The sequence below is a fragment of the Paenibacillus sp. GSMTC-2017 genome (genome assembly GCF_016019935.1).
Lineage (GTDB): Bacteria > Bacillota > Bacilli > Paenibacillales > Paenibacillaceae > Pristimantibacillus.
This window is the reverse complement of record NZ_JAECMT010000003.1, coordinates 685,007-705,505: the sequence shown is the minus strand read 5'-3', so window position 1 is coordinate 705,505 and position 20,499 is coordinate 685,007. Positions and strand designations below refer to the sequence as shown.

14 protein-coding genes are annotated in these 20,499 nt (G+C 40.4%); 5 read left to right on the top strand and 9 right to left on the bottom strand.

Going from position 1 to position 20,499, the window contains the following annotated elements; translation table 11 throughout:
• Positions 1 to 233 precede the first annotated feature (233 nt).
• The 5 genes from I6N90_RS15130 (at position 234) to I6N90_RS15110 (ending at position 7,930) form a co-directional block, all read left to right on the top strand.
• Positions 234 to 1,724, top strand: a complete 1,491-nt coding sequence (locus I6N90_RS15130) for an O-antigen ligase family protein (RefSeq protein ID WP_197936427.1) — start codon at positions 234 to 236, stop codon at positions 1,722 to 1,724.
• Positions 1,725 to 1,818: 94 nt separating this feature from the next.
• Entirely contained in the window at positions 1,819 to 3,921 is a 2,103-nt protein-coding gene (locus tag I6N90_RS15125; RefSeq protein ID WP_197936426.1) for an S-layer homology domain-containing protein, read from the top strand.
• A gap of 126 nt (positions 3,922 to 4,047) precedes the next feature.
• Positions 4,048 to 6,294, top strand: a complete 2,247-nt coding sequence (locus I6N90_RS15120) for an O-antigen ligase family protein (protein WP_197936425.1) — start codon at positions 4,048 to 4,050, stop codon at positions 6,292 to 6,294.
• 86 nt (positions 6,295 to 6,380) lie between these two features.
• Positions 6,381 to 7,415 carry a M23 family metallopeptidase gene (locus I6N90_RS25285; RefSeq protein WP_197936424.1) on the top strand — a complete coding sequence of 345 codons (1,035 nt, stop codon included), beginning with the start codon at positions 6,381 to 6,383 and terminating at the stop codon, positions 7,413 to 7,415.
• Positions 7,416 to 7,477: 62 nt separating this feature from the next.
• Positions 7,478 to 7,930 (top strand): bactofilin family protein, encoded by a 453-nt coding sequence (locus I6N90_RS15110; protein ID WP_197936423.1) that lies wholly within the window; start codon positions 7,478 to 7,480, stop codon positions 7,928 to 7,930.
• Positions 7,931 to 8,036: 106 nt separating this feature from the next.
• Here the strand turns inward: I6N90_RS15110 and I6N90_RS15105 are convergent, their stop codons facing one another.
• The 9 genes from I6N90_RS15105 to gltB all read right to left on the bottom strand — a co-directional run bounded on the left by I6N90_RS15105 (position 8,037) and on the right by gltB (position 20,258).
• Positions 8,037 to 8,834, bottom strand: a complete 798-nt coding sequence (locus I6N90_RS15105; RefSeq protein ID WP_332262459.1) for an ABC transporter permease — start codon at positions 8,832 to 8,834, stop codon at positions 8,037 to 8,039.
• Positions 8,824 to 9,744 (bottom strand): ABC transporter ATP-binding protein, encoded by a 921-nt coding sequence (locus tag I6N90_RS15100; RefSeq protein ID WP_197936421.1) that lies wholly within the window; start codon positions 9,742 to 9,744, stop codon positions 8,824 to 8,826. The genes I6N90_RS15105 and I6N90_RS15100 overlap by 11 nt, the downstream gene beginning before the upstream one ends.
• Positions 9,745 to 9,852: 108 nt before the next feature.
• Entirely contained in the window at positions 9,853 to 10,683 is an 831-nt protein-coding gene (locus I6N90_RS15095; RefSeq protein WP_197936420.1) for a sugar phosphate nucleotidyltransferase, read from the bottom strand.
• Positions 10,684 to 10,873: 190 nt separating this feature from the next.
• Positions 10,874 to 11,737 (bottom strand): ABC transporter permease, encoded by an 864-nt coding sequence (locus tag I6N90_RS15090; RefSeq protein WP_197936419.1) that lies wholly within the window; start codon positions 11,735 to 11,737, stop codon positions 10,874 to 10,876.
• A 28-nt stretch (positions 11,738 to 11,765) separates the two neighbouring features.
• The gene (locus I6N90_RS15085; protein WP_197936418.1) at positions 11,766 to 12,536 is read right to left on the bottom strand and encodes an ABC transporter ATP-binding protein; all 771 of its coding nucleotides are present in this window, start codon (positions 12,534 to 12,536) and stop codon (positions 11,766 to 11,768) included.
• Between the two features lie 74 nt (positions 12,537 to 12,610).
• A complete protein-coding gene (locus I6N90_RS15080) occupies positions 12,611 to 13,618 on the bottom strand; it encodes an aliphatic sulfonate ABC transporter substrate-binding protein (protein WP_197936417.1) in 1,008 nt (335 codons plus the stop codon).
• A 46-nt stretch (positions 13,619 to 13,664) separates the two neighbouring features.
• Positions 13,665 to 14,576, bottom strand: a complete 912-nt coding sequence (locus I6N90_RS15075) for a TauD/TfdA dioxygenase family protein (protein ID WP_197936416.1) — start codon at positions 14,574 to 14,576, stop codon at positions 13,665 to 13,667.
• Positions 14,577 to 14,868: 292 nt separating this feature from the next.
• Positions 14,869 to 15,459: a TetR/AcrR family transcriptional regulator gene (locus I6N90_RS15070; RefSeq protein WP_197936415.1), complete on the bottom strand. Its 591-nt coding sequence runs from the start codon at positions 15,457 to 15,459 to the stop codon at positions 14,869 to 14,871.
• A gap of 194 nt (positions 15,460 to 15,653) precedes the next feature.
• Positions 15,654 to 20,258, bottom strand: coding sequence for a glutamate synthase large subunit (gltB, locus tag I6N90_RS15065; RefSeq protein ID WP_197936414.1), 4,605 nt, complete (start codon positions 20,256 to 20,258; stop codon positions 15,654 to 15,656).
• Positions 20,259 to 20,499: the final 241 nt, after the last annotated feature.

The following is a 20,499-nucleotide window of genomic DNA, read 5'->3' as shown; positions in this document are numbered from 1 at the left end:
CATTCGCCATAGAATGATTTTCCAAACCCATTCCCCCGATAAAAATGTCGAATCTTCCCTTATAGTTTACCAAACAATCGATTACATGAATACCTAATTCTCATGTCAGAACTTACGTAACTGAGAATGTGATCATCTTATGCTCCAAACATTAAATAATCACTGTCGCTTCATTACATCTGTTAAAATACTATTTGAAACTTACCTAATTTAGAAATCTCAGGAGCGTGCTCATGTCGAAAACCTTTCCTTACTATTTCATGCTATTCTTCTTCATATCAGGTGTCATTTGGTCTGGCTTTGTTACGGATACAACTCTATTAACAATGAACGCTATCGTATTTACTGCATTTCTAGCTTTAATATGGATTAGAAAAGAACTCATTTTAACAATGTTACATATTCCTATCATCCTATTTGTTTCATGGTATTGGATATCTTGTTTCTATGCTATTGATGTCGAAGCAGCTATATTAGAGGCATCAAGAGTTTCAAGTCTGATTCCACTTTCATTAATGATTACAATGATTCCTAAGGGAAAATATAATCATATACTATCACTTTGGCCGTGGACCGGAGCCTTTATGGTTATTGTAGGCAGTCTATTCGATATGTCCAGAAATGGCAGACTAGAGTCTACGATACAATATGCAAATGCATTAGCGATTATTTTACTCATAAATATTCTAATTAGCATGTCAAATTATACTAGAACGAAGTCGAATATTACGCTAATTCTACTAGCAATAAACTCGGTCGGATTACTTCTAACGATGTCGAGATCTGTTTGGGTGTTTTGGTTAATATCAGTGATTGTGCTTATTGCTATTACACCGGAGTTGCGCAAACTAAAGGCCCTTGCTTATGTATTTGGAACCCACTTACTGAGCTTGATTTTTGCGGCGCTAATAAAACAAGACTTCTTATTTTTTGTTAATCGCGTCTCTTCGATTCAAACTAATACATCAGAATTTCAAATACGATTAGTTTATTGGAAAGACAGTATACATATGATGTCTGATTTTTTAATTGGAGGTTCCGGTGGGGGCGGATGGACTGCTCTTCAACATTTGTATCAATCACAAGATTATTTTGTAAAGTACATTCACAATCATTACATTCAGGTCATATTGGATGTTGGTATTATTGGAGGTTTATGTGGACTACTGTTTATAGTGTTTTTTTTCTGGCAAGGAATTCAAAACATTAAAAATAATAAAACAACTAACCATTTTGACACAAAGGTCATCATTTTAATTGTTACGGTCATTCTATCCCACGCTGCTTTTGATTTTGATTTGATCTATCCATTAATAATGACGATGTTGCTGTTTCTAATCCTTTCAATAGATCATAAAAATATGATGATCCAGATCAATACCCGTTGGTTATTCATTATTTCTATTAGTTCGATTATTTTAGTAGTAATGTTTACTTGGTTTGCCGTGGGATACAATAAGAAATCACTAGGCATAGAAATAGCAAGGGAAGGTAACCTACTTATTGCTAAAGAGAATCTAGAGTATGCTGAAAAATTGTTACCCTGGTCAAGCTCTATTCTTTACGAGTCTGCAAAAAATGATGTCCGGCTTGGAAACATCGATAACAAGCAATATTACTATTCAATCGCTGAAGATAAACTTATAGTAGCTTCTGCAAAAGTTCCAAGACAAAAGAAATATAGTGAATTATTGAAAGAAATTAGAAACTACTTATTACAATAAAATTTACTGAACTAATAAGTAAATCAATAGTAATAGTATAATTACTCTGTTAAAATATTAAAAGGATGATTTACTATAATTAGGAGGAATAAAAATGATTAAGGAATGGAAAATGAGACTAAGTATCTCATTATGTACGATTATGTTGTTATCAATGCTCTTGCCGCTTATTAGCTATGGGGCAAGTATGTTTGAATTTAATTATTATAACGGGAAATTTTCTGGAGGAATTTACGTTGCTGATCCTGATAAAGTAAAAGTAGAGTACTTGGATGAAAATAATCAGTATCAGGAATTAAAGAATAGGCATGTATCTGACATGGGCAAATATAGCTATGATGATAATAATATCTTCCACCATTTTCTAAGCTTTTCAGAACAATTAAATTACGATCCATCTCAAATACGAATTACAGAAAATAACACTGCTAATGTTATAACTAAAGGAAATAATGGTTTTTTCGGATATTATGATGAATCAGTATCACTAAATGTATATCGAATGTCAGGTACTGAATCATTCACTGGCAAACTAGGGGACAGCTATCTAAAAGCAGGAGATTCAATACTATCTTTTGTCCCTGAGGCTGATAGTCATCGTTACATACAGGTAAACTTGCCATATAATTATGAAACAACTAAATCCGCACAATACCATCCATCTGTTACAGCATCAACAGATTTTGAATTAATCAATAAAAGTGTTACGAGCAGTGTTTACGTTAACGCCGTACATCCCGTACACAATTTCTCCAGTGTCACTAATACATGGAGACGATCTAGTGATTCATTTATTTTAGAATTCCAACAGCCGTTAAGTAAACTAAATAATTATGAGTTGAAACTTTCATCAACTAGTTCAAATAATGAAATACGCTTGCCAAGTGCTGGTAGTGATTATATTGCTTCTATTGAATATGGTGACTACCTGAGAGATATTACTGAGTATAGGGATACTCCTTACTTTGACAGTGTAAATATGAAGTTTTTCTACAATGTCACCCTAACAAATAACAATACAGGTACAACTAACCCATTATTCCCATCTACTCCCGGAGTTCCTCCGGTGGAAAAAGTAGATACAAGTATACAGTTGCTAACAGCAGATGCTCTCTCTAAACCAATAGACGGTAAAGTTAACGTTGAATTGGCTAAAGATACTAAGAAGATCCAACTGCCGATTAATGCAGCAGAGCTTCTAGGAAGTAATTCTTTAGAAATAAAGGGTAATGGATTCTCTTTACAATTCCCTTCAGACGAACTTGCTAAATTTAAAGAGAAATTAACTGAAGCACAATTAAAAGATGCTCAAATTACAATCGAATTAGCTCCCTTTTCAGATATCAGTACCACTAAGCTAATTTCAACAGTAACTAAACCAAATAACACAATTTTAAATTCTGCTGGATCATCTATTAACTTTAATGTTGCTGTTATTACAAAGGTTGGAACAGTTATACCTTTACCTGATTTGAGCAATCCAATTAAGTTTACTCTAAACGTGTTAAAAGATACTAATACCGCCCTTTTGGGAGTCTACTCCATAAATGGGGATGGCAAACTTGAGTATCTTGGTGGAAAGCTGAATGATAAAGGTGAAATTGAAGTTGAGGTTTACAAATCAGGAGCGCTCGCTGTACTAGAATACAATAGGAGCTTTAACGATGTTAATTCCGAGCAATGGGCGCATGATTATATCAAATTACTTACAGCGAAACATATTCTTGAAGGCATAGATAAAGACAACTTCAATCCGTCTGGCAATATTACACGTGCTCAATTTGCAGCGATCATTAGTAGAACACTTGAACTAGAATCTGACGTTAGTACAGAATCTACCTTCTCAGATGTTAACCCTACAAGCTGGTATGCAGGTTACGTTGTAGCAGCTAAAAATGCTGGTCTTCTTGAAGGAAGTACTGATGGTAAATTCAGTCCTAACGACAACATTACTCGCGAAGAGATGGCAGTAATAATAGGTAAACTTATTGAAAAGAACCCTAGCCTTTCAAGCCAGAATTCTATTAATGTTACATTTAAAGATCAAAATAAAATTTCTGATTGGGCAAGTGAATATGTAAAAGCTGCAGCAGAGGCAGGCCTCCTCTCGGGTAAGCAAAATGGTAATTTCGATCCAAAAGCAAATCTCACACGTGCGGAAGCCGCTAAAATCATCTATCAAATTTTGACACAATAATTCGTTTAAACGAAAGGGAGTCCCTACAGACTCCCTTTTTTATAGCATTCCTCCCAACCATTTGATAAAATATAGAAAGTAATCGACACCATATACTAGATCCCACGACGTTAGGAGTTCAAATGAATGAGTGCACGACAAAAAGTTGCAAAAAGAAACACACTTGAAAAAACCGAGGCTCCTCTTATCTCTATTATCAGTGCTCTCGGCATTGCATTGTTTTTACTAATTTTCCCTTATGATAGAGGGATGTTTAACGGTTATGAATTTAGCTTTGAGCCAATATTAAATACAGCATCCATCTACTCTTTCATTCTTTTAATTATTGTAGCCTTTTATTTCATCCGTAAATGGCAGTTAAATAGCTACACTAGCTTGTTGTCAATATTAATACTAATATTGCCTCTACTTTATTGGATTTCTTCATTTAATGCTGTTTCTAGCTATAATGCCAAGTTTACTATCGTCATTTATGCTATGTTTGCAGCTTTATTTATTATCAGCCTATACGCTGCTCAAACAAAATTATCACAAACAATTATTGAATCTGGAATAATGTTATCTGGTTTTATCATTGTCCTATTCGGTCTATTCAACCTTTTTGGACAAATTTTCGTTAAAGACGCGCTTTGGCTTGCCCATGATGGCTATCGCTTATCATCTGTTTTCCAATACTCAAATGCATATGCAGGTTTTCTAATCGCTTTGTTCCTTGCTACTGCCTATTATGCTGTACATAGTTCGACAACTAGATCACGAATGTTTCATGCAGCAATGCTTGCTCCCATTTGGATATCTTTTATGATGACTTTCTCACGCGGAGCTATCGTTATCATTCCAGTGGTTATTATTTTAATCATTCCATTTTTGCGCTTGTCCAAACAAATTGCTTACTTGGCGTTTCTCGCTATTTCCATTCTAGCTTCTATGTTAGTACTTGGGAAAATGACAGAAAACACAATTGAAATTGCAAAAATTGTACAACCAACCGCTGAAAAAGCTCCAGATACAATTTCAATGTTCAGCAGTTTGGCTATACAAAGTTGGGGATTACTATTCGCAGCCATCTTAATCACTTTGGCATTTACATGGCTATACCATGCAAAAGTAGATAGTTGGGTTGAAACTAGATTAATGAAATTTGCAGAGCGTAAATGGTCATCTCTTTCCATTTCGGGAGCTATTGTTATTGTTAGTACCTTATTAATGACTCTTTTGTTTAGTAGTTCAGCAATTCGGGATTTGTTACCAGCACAATTATCAGATCGTATTGCCAACATTAATTTACAACAGCACAGTGTATTAGAGCGTTTAACGTTTTATAAAGACGGACTTCGTGCTTCGCAAGACTATCCACTTCTTGGAGCAGGGGGCGGTGCATGGCAATCCATTTATGAACAATATCAAAATAACCCATACAATAGCCGACAAGCACATAGTTTCTTTGTTCAGGTTCTCGTAGAAATCGGTTGGGTAGGATTTATAACGTTGTTTGGCTTAATTGCATTCATCTATTTCTTATATATTCGCTCTCATATTCGCCATCCTGAGCTTAGAGGCAGTCATTTAGTATTTTTTATTTTGTCTCTAACTATACTCATGCATAGCGCAATTGACTTTGATATGAGCTATGTCTATATTGCAGCTATTGTATTCATCTCATTAGGAGCTATGTTGGCACCTTATCATGAGAAATTGACAATTGATCGTCTGAACAAGTTGACTACACAATCATGGAGAAGATCAGTATATCCTGTGTCACTTATTATTATGAGCTTAGTTTTAATTGTTATCGCCATTCAAAACAACAGGGCAGTTACAAATTTCACACAAACACTTGATCAAGCAAGCAAGCAACAAGTTCCATTCAATCAGTTGCTAGCTGGATTAGATAAGTCGATGAAAATTGCTCCAAGCCAAACTACATATGCTGTTACGAAAGTAAATTGGCTTCTGCAGGGTTATGAACAATCAAAAGATCCGAAAATATTAGCACTTGCAATTGAAACCGTTAATGAAGCGGCAAAAAAGGATTCTTACAGCAGAGCTATTTTCGAGTACCAAATTAAATTACTTCATATAAACAATCAGATTGTAGAATCTTTGCCCGTTATCGAAGAGACGCTAGTGAAATTCCCATGGGATATTACAACCTATGAACGTGCAATGACTACTTACGCGTTAGCACATGGCAGTGCAGTAGCCGCAGGTGATAATACGAAGCCTGCACAATATGAAGAACGGATTGACGAAATTACTAAAGAGGTTCAACGAAGAATTGATCTACTTGCAACTCTTCCTCCTGAGCAATTTCAGGGTCGAAACTTTGCATTTACTGAGCCAATGAAGGCTGTTATTACTTCAATGAAATAAGTTTAAGGTATGTTTTATACCTTCCGAGAATAAATAGTCATAGAACGTTCTGTACGACTATAACATCGGCCGGAAGGAGTACACTAGTGAAACGAGCGCGGAAACCAACTTGGTCATTTGTTGTGATGCGCGGCGCTGATAAATCTGTGAAGCAGTTCTCTGTATCAAAGCGATCAGTTTTAGTAGCGCCGGTGGCAGCTATATTAGCAGTGACTGGCTGTGTAGCAGGCCTGCAAATGAAGGCTGCCTTTGAACTGAAGCATCTTGAAGAGGAATTGTCCTCCCAGTCTGCACAATTCACACAAACGATTACTGGAATGGATCTCGTTATCGCCGGGAAGGATGATGCGATCGTTTCTCTTCAGCAAGAACTATTAGCATTATCGCAACAAGCAAATGAGATGAAAGTTAAGATGGATGAGCTTAGCCAATTGGAAGTTAAGCTAAAGCTATTCATTGAGAAGTATGGCGGCTCAGTTACTGGCACAACCAGTTCTGTTTCAGAGAACGATCACAGAGGCCTTGTTCAAACGTTATCTACCAGTACAAGAGGAGCAAAACCCGCTCTTTATTCTTCTATTTCGAATAATAATATGGGAATTGCTTCACTTGCACAACATACTTCACTCGATTTGCAAGCTCTTAACGAGATGGTTGACTCTATGGAAGTATCCATGGAGCAGACGCTAAAGCAAGCACAGCATAAGAGGATGACCATTGATGCGATACCGTCACATTGGCCAACCCGTTCAAAGCAGCTTACATCTAGCTTTGGTTACAGGAAAGATCCTTTTACAGGGAGAGCAACCTTCCATGCTGGTATCGACATTAGCGGTGATAGTGGAGATGCTGTTTTCAGTGCTGCTGACGGTACTGTTAACGAAGTAGGATTTGATTCACAGCTTGGAAATTACGTCATCATTGAACATCTTGGAGGCCTCCAAACCGCTTATATGCATTTAAAGAAAATTGACGCTAGAGAAGGCGACATCGTCGTGCGCGGAGAGAAAATCGGACAGCTGGGCTCTAGCGGAAGAAGTACGGGGCCACACTTACATTTTCAAATCATGCAAAAAAACGAACCTGTCAATCCTTTAAAGTATTTAGCGCAGCATAGCTGACAGGCAATAGGGGCTGTCTTTCACCCCATATCCATAAGCCAATGCTAAGGAGGTTTGCGTTCATGTTTAAGGAGAACAAACGGATTATCTCGACTGATACTTTAATCGGACAAGGGACGATTGCAGAGGGAAAGATAATCACTGAAGCTAATCTACGTATCGAGGGTGAATACCGAGGAGATATTGAGTGCCGCGGTGATGTTATTATTGGTGAATGTGGTATCGCACGCTCCAATATATCAGCCAAAGACGTTACTGTTGCTGGCAAGCTATTTGGTGACATTGTAACAAAAGGAAGACTCATTATCACCCCATCTGGTCACTTAACAGGTAATATAACAGCTCACGCTCTCATTGTCCAAGATGGCGGTATGATTAATGGCAGTTGCAAAATGGAGCTATCGCCCGAATCCAAAAACCAAACTGCAGTAGATGGTTCTAGCTCCAATTCAAAAAATGAAAGTAAAAGCGACTCCAAAAACGACTCACGCTCCAAGTCCCGTCAAGCGGGATGATCAGTCGTTTATAAAATAAATAAATGGTCCCCGTTATTGTCTCCTATGAGGAGAACAAAACAGGGACCATTTTTTGAGTGTGTGAAAGAAATGTGAACTTCCGTTATTACGATGCTACATCTCTTTTGTTGAATACCCACCAAGTAATTGCCATAAACAATATATAATATCCTGCTAAAACCATTAATGAAAACCCTAGAGTCGAGCCTTCACGCATTGGTATATTGTCTAGATATGGCGTTAAATACAGATGAACAAATAACAAATAATCTACCCATTTGTATGGCAAAGCTCCAAGCAGAAACAATATATTGTTAACGATTAACACAAGAAACAGTGAAATTCCGATGGCAAGTCCGTTGCTCCTGAAAATTGTCGATATCATAAACGCAATCGTCACAGTCATAATTGTAGTAACCAATGACAATGCATAATATTGTATGATATATCCAAAATTCGAAGATCCCTCTGAAATTCGAAAATCATTTGTAGTGTCCGCCGTACTGAATAAATCAAAACATATCCAGTTAATTAATAATGTGCTAGCGAGCAATACAATAGCAAGTAGAATAGCGAACATCACAGTCGCAATATATTTAGACAAAAGGATTTTGGATCTGGACCATGGCCTTATAAGCAGTAGCTTTATCGTTCCCGCAGAAAACTCTTCTGCTACGATACTTGCAGCGACAATAACCGTAAATATCGTTATAAGCATGAACAAAAGCGATGACTCTTGTTGCACAACTTCCCACATCGAAGGTTTGTCATTTGCAACGGACAACCATATTATCGAAACGATCAAGGCGAGCGCTACCATTATCCCCATCATAATATAGGTTCTTGGGCGTCTATATATTTTCATATTTTCATTCTGAATGAGATTAAAGAAATCAGCCAACACTCTCGCCCCCTGTCACTTCCAAAAATTGATCTTCAAGCGACTTCGCTTCGGCTCGTATACTATACACTTTTAAACCTGCTTGAACGAGTGCAGCATTAACAGTCGCTGCCATCTCCTTATCACCTTGAAATGCAATATGGTTTGGTCCCGCTACTTCAGCATTTGTCCCAAGTGCAACAAGCGCATCAATTGCAGCCTCTGTACTATTTACTTCAAATATTATACTTGTTATAGTCAAAGTATCCCGCATCCCTTGGATTTGGCGGACATCTATTAACTTTCCATTTTGAATAATCGCAACTCGATCACACATCAGCTCCATCTCGGACAACATATGACTAGATACGAATACTGCGATTCCTTCATTTTTGGCCAAATTACGAATATAGTCTCGAAGCTCGCGCATACCAGCTGGATCGAGCCCGTTGGTCGGTTCATCAAGAATGAGAAGTTTAGGATTATGTAAAATAGCCTGCGCAACGCCAAGCCGTTGACGCATACCAAGCGAATACGTTTTTACTTTATCGTGAATTCTGCCCGTCAAGCCGACGAGTGATACAACTTCTTTCACCCGATGAGACGTAACACCAGGAATCATGCGAGCATAATGAATTAAATTTTGATAACCGGTTAAATATTTATACATTTCAGGATTTTCTACGATCGCTCCTACATGTCTAATCGCTTTTTCATAGTCTTTCGTAATGCTATGACCATCAATCAGAATTTGACCTGAGGTCAACGACATTAGACCTACCATCATACGAATGGTCGTTGTTTTTCCTGCACCATTAGGTCCCAGAAATCCAAAAACTTCACCACGCGGCAAATCAAGTGTTAATCGATCGATTATAGTTCGTTTACCGATCCGCTTTGTCACATCCTGTAAGCGGACGATGATCTCATCCATACTAAATAAGCCTCCTTCAATTTGCCTTTATTCATTTCCGCAAGAAATATGCAACCTTTTTATTATATACTAATTAGGAAACATTTGGAATGCAGTGATTCGACAATACTATTGTACTCCAATTCTTTCCGATATCGTTAGCCATGTGTTTAAATTAACCCATAATCCCTCGTAACATGTCACTGATTTATGAACCGTTGGATCACTAATTACCGCTTCCTCAAAACTTAGTTTAGGAAACTTATTATAATGCTTGTAAAGTTCCTCATAATGTACTGGCAATTTGGCATCAGTTAATTTCGAAAGCAAAAACTCAAGGCTGAAAGCATATACGCCGCTATTCCACATCGCTCCCTCAGATAGAAATTGCTCTGCTAATGCCTCACAAGGTTTTTCGTGATACCCCTTTACTTTCCAATCATAACTGCTCGTTTCGATGGATTCACTATCGTTGATTGGACTGATATATCCGTATTGCTGGCTAGGATGTGTTGCTTTCGTGCCTACCATCATAAGTTCCGAATCACTTTCTCTAAGAAGCTTGGGTAAGCTACGAATACAGTGGTAAAAGTTTGCTTCAACATATATATCAACAGGAAGTACAATAATAGTCTCATTTAAAGATACACCTGCAACAGTATAGAGATATGCTCCCATAAGTGCAGCAGTAGAAAAAGTTCCTCTTTGCATCGGCTCTACGAGTAGCGGTACATTATTACCTAATTGTCTTTTAATGAACCCTACTTGATCTGTGCAAGTTGCAATGCTAGTTCCTTCAAGCAGGTCAGCATTGCCTAGTTGCCTCCATAACCGTTCAATCATCGACTCTGGCTTTCCTTCTGGTCCATCCAACACAGAGAGATACTGCTTAGGAATACTATTGTCGGATAAAGGCCATACTCGTCTTCCAGATCCACCAGACAATAAAATGATTTTCAAAGCAACATCCTCCTCAAGTTCTTGGAAATATCTTTTTATTATACTTGAGTGTTGGAGTAGAACATGTCGATTCGATGCGCCATTATTGAGCAAAATGCTACTGTTTTTGTCGAAACCATTTTGTTGTAAAAAAAGAAAAAGTCGACCTCACCCATCGCTTCAAATAGCAATGAGAGTGCCAACTTATTGTTTATCCTTTGTAGCTATCTTGCCATTTCAATAGCCGTTTCTCTAATAATCGAACGAGAGAGTCAGTTAATTTACCTACTACAGCAAATAAAAGGATACCAATAAAAACAACCTCGGTTCGCATAAAGGAGCGTGCATCCTGAATCAGATAACCGACGCCTCGATCCGCTCCCATAAGTTCTGCAACAACGAGAACCAGCCAAGCTACACTGATCGATAACCTTAAACCGAGCAATACATTCGGCATAGCAGCAGGCAGTACGAGATGTAGCATCTGCTTAGCTCGGCTAAACTCCAGTACTCGCGCTACATCAAACAGCTTTGCATCTACGTTTCGAACACCGAGGAAGGTGTTCACATATAGAGGGAAAAATGCGCCTAAAGCAATAAGCAAAACTTTTGATAACTCACCGAATCCGAACCAAAGAATAAACAGCGGCGTTATCGCAAGTAGTGGAACAGTACGAATCATTTGCACCGTTGGATCAATTACTTCTTCTGCTCTCCTAAACATGCCTACAGTCAACCCAACAATTAACCCCAAACTGCCTCCCAATAAGAAACCAAATATTGCGCGTAAAACACTAATTTCCAAATGATGAAATAACTCGCCCGAGAGTATCATTTGGTAAAACTCTGCGGCAATTGCGGATGGTGGAGGAAAAAGCTGTGCGTTTACGATACCTGTCCCACTTACCCATTGCCACCCAGCGACGACAACTACGGGTAGCAAACTGCCCATAATAAGCCTTCGTCCTTTGAATGAACTTATTTTACCTTGCCTTATAGCTAATTGTTGTGCATCCGTCTTCTTGTTTCTGTTTAAACTAAAGCCTTGTAGCCGCTCTGTTTTGGCATATTTCATCCTATCCGTCCTTTCTCAGTTGGATGATTTAAATTTCCCACGAGTGTTTGTCTGGAGTTTCATTTACTAACGCACGCAACAAGTGCATTCTTAGTTCTTGGAATGCACTTCCTGTTCTTTTGCGAGGCATCGGCAGGTCAACTGGCAATATCGTTCTTATACCACCTATGTTTGCATCCAAAACGACAACACGATGAGATAAAAATAACGCTTCATCTATATCGTGTGTCACGAATAACATCGTAGTTTTGTTCTCTCTCCATATATCCAAAAGTGCATCTTGCATGTGACTACGAGTAAAAGCGTCCAATGCACCAAACGGCTCATCGAGCAGCAGTACTTTTGGATTACGAAGCAACGCTCTAGCGATAGCAACACGCTGAGACATCCCTCCCGAAAGTTGTTTTGGATACGCACGTTCGAATCCTTGTAGCTTAACTAGTTTAATTAAAGCATATACCCTACTTCTTACATTCGAATTTTTTAATGAAAGGTCTGCTGCGATGTTTCGCTCCACATTCAGCCATGGGAACAGTCGATGTTCTTGAAATATAAATCCCTTTTGCTCTGAAGGTTTCGTAACAAGCTCACCTTCCAGAAACACTTGGCCTTCAATTTCTAAATCCAGTCCTGCGACAATTTTTAGCAACGTACTTTTACCACATCCACTTGGCCCAATTATCGAAACAATTTCACCTTGTTTCACCGTAAGTGACAGTCCCGACAGTACATGTACATCTCCAGTGTCGGAATGGAACGTTCTACTAACATTCACGACTTCGAGCAGCCCCGTTGTCATCTTAAGCACCTCCCTAGATGGATAAAATACAGGAAAGAGCGGCAGAGCCGCTCTTTTCTAGCTTCATCATGCCTTTATTTATCTGCAAGCTTCTCTAAAAATGAGTTATCTACGTACTCTTTATACGTAATCCCTTTTTTCAAAAAGCCCGTCTCAAGCAAAATATCCGCTGAAGCTTGCTGTGTTGACACCGCAGCATCTGAAATCGGAGACAGTTCCGCTTTTTGATTGATGATAACTTCTTTCATAATTTCAACTGGAATTTTTCTTGCATCAGCGTGGATCTTCGCTACTTCGTCTATATTATCGTTTTGCCATTTCAACGCCTCTTCATAAACACTCAGAAACTCAATTACAAGCTCAGGGTACTTTTTGGCAAAGTCAGTACGTGCAATTAACGATACTGGAGCTAATACACCTTGCTCATCCCCTGCAAGTACCGTCGCCTTTTGTTGTACCGACAATTGTGTCTTAAAAGGATCACCGGAAGCCCACGCATCTACTTGCCCCGATAAAAATGCAGGAAGCGCATCTGTTGCTTGCAGATTGACGATGTTTAAGTCCTTCTCTTTAAGCCCATTTTTCTCCAGTAGCTTCAGCAGAAAAACATGGTATGTCGTACCTTTCGCCAACGCAATTTTTTTACCTTTTAAGTCACCGATTGTTTTAATATCTGAGCCTGTTGGAACAAGTATGGAGTTTAACTTCGCACCGTCGCTGAGCAGTCCAATGTTCACAAAAGGCAATCCTGCCGATTGTCCTTGTAATGCGGCACCGTCGCCTAACAACGAAATATCGACTCTACCTGCTGCAAGCGACTCTAGAAGAGGCGGACCGCTCGGAAATTCACTCCATATGATCGTTGCATTAAGCGCCTTAAATTTCTCGTCAAGAAGTCCCTTTTCCTTAATAATCGTAAACAAATTAGTTCCACCGTTAATGGCAAGGTTTACGGTAACCGGATTACGATCTTGCGACTTTGGAGACTCCGTATTAGCACAACCTGCTAGCAAAACTAGCAGCAGTAGAGATAAGGGTATAAGAAATAGATGCTTTAAATTGTTTTCCTTTTTTGTAGACATAATCATTCTCTCCCTTATCAGTTGAAAACGTATCCTTCTTTAACCTTTAAATCTGCACGTTTGGGGTCTTTAAATACGTGTTGCTTAACTGTCCATCTACACTGATGGGCACTTCACCTGCAAGCGTCACTCGACGAACGACTCTATGGGCATCACCATAGTCATTAACTGCAATATGTTGTGTGGCTCTGTTATCCCAGATGACTACATCGCCTGCAGACCAGCGCCATCTTACCGTATTTTCTAAACTCGTAATGTGGCCTTGAAAAATATCATATAGTCTCGCAGATTCGCTTTGCGATACTCCTAATATTTTTTTGACAAACGAACCAAGAACAAGAGATTTCTCTCCTGTTTCAGGATGAACGCGTACTACTGGATGCTCCGTTTCATAAATGGTTGATGCAAATGTACGCTGATACCTCTTCACCTCATCCTCTGAAGCATCTGGTCGTCTTGCTGCATAATCATACAAGTTAGTATGCAGTGCCCACAGCTGATCTGCGAGCTGCTGAAGTTCTTTAGGTAGACTTTCATAAGCAGCGGCCGTATTCGACCACACTGTATCTCCTCCGGCATCCGGTACTGTTACAGATCGCAGAATGGAAGCGCTTGGATAGGAATCGATAAACGTAATGTCTGTATGCCATGCGTTTGCTCTTCCGCCTTGATGGGAATCCAGCTCCAGTATGTAGCGGCTGCCTTCCTTAGTCTTCACCGTTGGATGGGCGAATGGCTCGCCTAGCAAATCCGCAAATGCTTCCTGACCTTCATCATCCAAATGCCCTTGATTGCGGAAGAACAAAACTTTGTGTGTAAGCAATGCCTCTCGAATTGCTGCAATAGATTCTAAATCTAAATGGCCTGATAACTTTACACCTTTCACTTCTGCACCGACGCGACCTCCGATTTTAAGTACCTCTAATGAAGCGACACCTTGTTCTACTTCTGTACTCATATTCAACACTCCTCCGTTTGTATTAGCTATACATTTGAATCATCTGCACGAGCATCTGCACCTCAATAACTTATAAATCTCATCCGAATAGTAGGTATTATTGCAATAAAAAAAGATCCCTCCGACAACCGCGCGCTGGCTGTCAAAGAATCTCTGGTCGTCCAGTTGATTCAGTTCCTATTCAATAGATGTTACAAACTGACTACTTAATCATTTTGTAACTGTGATAAGATCATAATCGCATTCAAAACGGATGTCAATCCTTTTTTTACAAAATTTACTTTTATCAATATTACGGGCGAAGCAGCTTTAAAATAGGTTCAACAACTGTTATAGCCGGCTTTCCGAAACCTCTAATCTCCCAGAGCGCTAAATTATGGAACGCTGTAATAAAGATGGTCGTTAGTTCTTCTGCATCCCATATTGCAATAGTGCCTTCTTTCTGCCCTTCTTCAACCAGATCAATCAACAGTCTCCGGTTTGCCATCATATTAGCGGTTATTTCTGCTTTCATAGCTTGTGGTAGAACATCCGTAGCTTGCGCCTGCAAGACGATCCAATAATTGCTGTCGACCTGCCCCAAATTTAGAAAGGTAACAAGAAGCCACCTTAATTTATGTATCGAATCTCCAGGTTGTCTGTGCATCTCCTGTAAAATGCTCGAATAACCATGCTGTCCTTGAACAACTAATGTCACAAGCAATTGTTCTTTAGATTCAAAATAATTGTATACGTTACCATGACTAAGTCCAGCTTGAGCCGCAATATCGCTTATCTTCGTTGCAGCTACACCACGTTTCGTAAATACATACCTCGCTGCATCCATTATTTGTTTACGTCTCTCTTCACGCTGTTGCCGATCACGTTCAGTATTTCTAGCCATTTAAACGAAGCTCTCCCTTATCATAGGTTTTATAACTATTCTAGCAAAGCAACACTGGTTGTGCTATGCCGACAATTGCCCGAATAAATCGGATATCGAAATTACATATAAGTATCCATCGATTGAATCCAGGGCAACAAAAAAACTCGCAATGACACCGTTAGGCATCATTGCGAGTTTGAGTAAACGTATTATTATTTGCCGCCTGCGCGCGCAAGCTCACGTTTGTTTGCTTCGAATGCAGCTAGCAAAGCATCTCCGCCTTGCAAACCTGTATCCTCAGCTTTACGAATTTGCTCCAGCATCCGCTTGTAATCTTTAGGAATGACCTTCACAAACTTCGTAAGAGCAGCGCTCCAATCATTCAAAACACGGTTACCGATCGCACTGTCCGTATATTGAACATGTTGCTCGATCATTAGACGAAGTTCATCGATATCGACTTGCTCCTCTACACGCTCTAAGAGCACCATTTCAAGGTTAGTATGACTGTAGAAGTCGCCCTTCTCATCATAGATATAGGCTACTCCACCAGACATACCTGCACCGAAGTTTCGTCCCGTTGTTCCAAGTATAACGACTCTTCCGCCTGTCATATACTCACAGCCGTGATCTCCTACACCCTCAACGACTACAGTTGCACCACTATTCCGAACTGCAAAGCGTTCGCCTGCAATACCACGAATGTATGCCTGACCGCCAGTTGCGCCGTATAGACCAGTATTTCCCGTAATAATGTTTTCCTCTGCAGCGAAAGTAGCTTTTGGTGACGGTGCTACAATGATTTTACCTCCGGACAAACCTTTACCGAAGTAGTCATTTGTATCGCCTTCAACCGACAGCGTAATTCCTTTTGGTACAAATGCTCCAAAGCTTTGACCCGCAGTTCCAACGAAGTGATACCAGATCGTATCTTCCGGCAATCCCTTAGCCCCATACTTACGAGTAACTTCGGAACCAAGTATTGTACCGACAACACGGTTCGTATTCAAGATCGGGAACGTACCGCGAACACTTTCGCCTCGCTCAAGCGCAGGTGCAGCAAGAGGAAGAAGCTGTTGCATATCGAGTGTAAGCTCAAGACCATGATTTTGCTCCTGAATACAACTGCGAGATGTACCTTCAGGGAAATCACCTTCATACAAAATAGCAGACAGATCAAGACCTTTTGCTTTGTAATGATCATGAAGCTTTTTCGTTTCAAGACGATCTACACGTCCTACCATTTCTTCAATCGTACGGAAGCCAAGCTCTGCCATAATCTCGCGCAATTCCTCAGCGATAAAGCGCAAGTAATTGACGACATGAGACGGATCACCCATAAACTTTTTGCGAAGATCTGGATTTTGTGTAGCAACACCAACTGGGCAAGTATCCAGTTGACATACACGCATCATAATACAACCAAGAACGATTAGTGGAGCAGTGGAGAAGCCATACTCCTCAGCTCCAAGCAAAGCAGCGATTGCTACGTCACGGCCGTTCATCATTTTTCCATCTGTTTCTATTACTACACGATCACGCAAGTTGTTAAGCATAAGAGTCTGATGTGTCTCAGCAAGCCCAAGCTCCCACGGCAAACCAGCATGACGGATCGAACCCATTGGAGAAGCTCCTGTTCCACCGTCGAAGCCGCTGACCATAATAACGTCTGCACGGCCCTTTGCTACACCTGCTGCAATTGTACCAACGCCAACTTCCGAAACGAGCTTCACGTTAATACGAGCACGAGGATTCGCATTTTTCAGATCGTAGATAAGCTCTGCCAAATCTTCAATCGAATAAATATCATGATGCGGCGGCGGCGAAATTAGACCTACACCAGGAGTCGAACCACGAACCTCTGCAACCCATGGATATACTTTAAGGCCTGGCAACTGTCCACCTTCGCCCGGTTTAGCACCTTGCGCCATCTTAATTTGGATTTCATCAGCATTAACTAGATAATTGCTCGTAACACCGAAACGACCGGATGCTACTTGCTTAATTGCACTTCTACGGGAATCGCCGTTTTCATCTAATACGAAACGTGCCGGATCTTCGCCGCCCTCACCTGTATTAGACTTGCCGCCTAAACGGTTCATCGCAATTGCGAGGCTTTCATGTGCTTCCTTGCTGATTGAACCAAATGACATCGCACCCGTTTTAAAACGCTTCACGATCGACTCGATTGACTCAACCTCATCAAGCGGTACCGAAACGCTACCTGCTTTGAAGTCTATCAATGAACGTAGTGTCAAATGTTTCTTGTTCTCCCCTTGAATCAAGGAAGAGAACTTCTTGTAAAGCTTATAGTCATTAGCGCGAGACGCCATCTGCAACGTATGAATCGTCTGCGGCGTATAAAGATGATCTTCTCCATCTTTACGCCACTGATAATCGCCACCGGAATCAAGTTCTTTCTCAGAGCCCTCTTGCTCAGCGAAAGCGCGGTTATGATGTTTAAGCGTTTCTTCCGCGATAACATCAAGTCCGATACCGCCGATACGTGATTGCGTCCACGTAAAGTATTGATTTATTACATCTTCGCGAAGACCAAGTGCCTCAAAAATTTGCGCTCCACGATACGATTGAATCGTCGAGATACCCATTTTGGACAATACCTTCACGACACCTTTAGTTGCCGCTTTAATAAAGTTTTTGACTGCCTTCTCGTGCGATACGCCTCTTAGCATACCTTGTGTAATCATATCGTCAAGTGACTCAAACGCTAGGTATGGGTTAACTGCGTTAACGCCGTAGCCAAGCAATAGTGCAAAGTGATGAACTTCTCTAGGCTCGCCGGATTCTAGCAAGATCGCTACTTTTGTACGTGTGCCTTCACGAATCAGATGATGATGTAATGCTGAAACAGCAAGCAGCGCAGGGATTGCAGCATTTTCCTTATCAACACCACGATCCGAAAGAATCAGCATATTATGACCTTTGCTAATGACACGGTCAGCAGCTTCACACATTTGCTTCAGTGCAGCGCGCAAACCTTCTTCTCCTTCACTTGCTGTGAAGAAAATCGGAAGTGTAATGGATTTAAAGCCCGGACGACGAACATGGCGCAATTTAGCGAATTGCTCATTTGATAGAATCGGAGTGTCCAGTTTAATATGACGACAGCTCTCCGGCTCAGGGTTCAACAAGTTGCGCTCAGGACCAATCGTTGTACCTGTTGCCGTAATGATTTCCTCACGGATCGCATCAATTGGCGGATTCGTAACTTGTGCGAACAATTGTTTGAAATAGTTATAAAGACGTTGCGGACGTTCCGACAAGATTGCTAGTGGAGCATCGTAACCCATAGAAGCAATAGGCTCTTGACCGCTGCCAGCCATTGGCTCTAGCACTTTACGAATATCTTCGTACGTGTAACCAAATGCTTGCTGACGTTGTTGAACAGTATCGTGGCTCGGCTCTGGCAATTCTGGTGCATCTGGAAGATCTTCTAGATCGACAAGATGTTCGTTAAGCCATTCGCGATATGGATGTTCAGAAGCAATTGCTGCCTTCACTTCTTCATCAGAGATTATTCGACCTTGTTCCGTATCAACTAACAACATCCGTCCAGGACGCAAACGATCTTTGTATAAAATATCTTCTGCAGGAATGTCAACCGTGCCCGCTTCCGATCCCAAAATAATATGTTCATCTTTTGTTACATAGTAACGAGCAGGACGAAGTCCATTCCGGTCTAGAACTGCCCCAATTTGAGTACCGTCAGTAAAGCCCATTGCTGCTGGACCATCCCATGGTTCCATTAATGTACTGTGATATTCATAAAATGCTTTATGCTCATCACTCATACTCTCATGGTTAGACCAAGGTTCTGGAACCATCATCATCGCAACATGCGGCAATGAACGACCTGAAAGATGTAGAAACTCAAGCGTGTTATCAAACATAGCCGTATCAGAACCATCTGGGTTAATGATCGGTTTAATCTTCGCAAGATCTTCACCGAACAATTCAGTAGCAAACATCGTTTGACGAGCATGCATCCAGTTCACATTTCCGCGAAGTGTATTAATCTCACCGTTGTGGATTAAATAATGGAATGGATGTGCGCGCTCCCAGCTTGGAAACGTGTTCGTGCTAAAACGGGAATGCACTAAAGCGATAGCTGAAACTACATCCTCATTATTTAATTCAGTGTAAAACGAGCGTACTTGCTCCGTTGTAAGCATACCTTTGTATACGATCTTTTTTGTTGATAGGCTAGAGAAATAAAACATGTCCCCGCCAACTTTACCAGCAAAACGAATCGCTAGCTCACAACGTTTACGGATCACATACAATTTGCGCTCAAAAGACAATCTATCTTTTAAATCCGCATTTTTACCTATAAATATTTGACGAACATATGGCTTAACTGCTAGTGCAGACTTGCCAAGCTTTGCATCGTTAGTTGGTACTGTGCGCCAGCCGATAAGCGACTGCTTCTCTTCCGCAACAATACTTTCAACCTCACGTTCAATGGCAGAACGTGCAGCTTCATCCTGCGGCATAAAGATCATACCAACAGCATAATCCCCTTCTGCCGGAAGCTCGATACTTTGTTTTTTCATTTCAGCGCCAAAAAATGCGTGTGGAATTTGAAGCAAAATACCTGCTCCGTCACCCGTATTAGGTTCGCTTCCTTGTCCACCGCGATGCTCCATATTTTCAAGCAAAGTGAGCGCCTGACGGATAACCTTATGTGATTTTTCCCCTTTAATGCTGGCTACAAAGCCCATTCCGCAAGCGTCTTTCTCGTTTTGCGGGTCATAAAGTCCTTGCTTAGGCGGCAATCCCAAAATATTTTCTCTCATCGTGAGCAACCTTTCTATCAGAAGATTTTTGGGTAAGCAATGTAGAATAGTAAATAAACAGGTTAGATCACTTAATTGGCTTCATTTTTGGCTTGAAATATCATAGAATGGTAGTCAGCGAGGCACAGCGGCCTGCTCCTTGCCATTCCTTTTGCCATCTACCGTTGCTAAGCGATTATTATATGATTTTAACATTAGGGCAAATCGGAATCAATTTAATATTTTTATTATTGTGATAAGG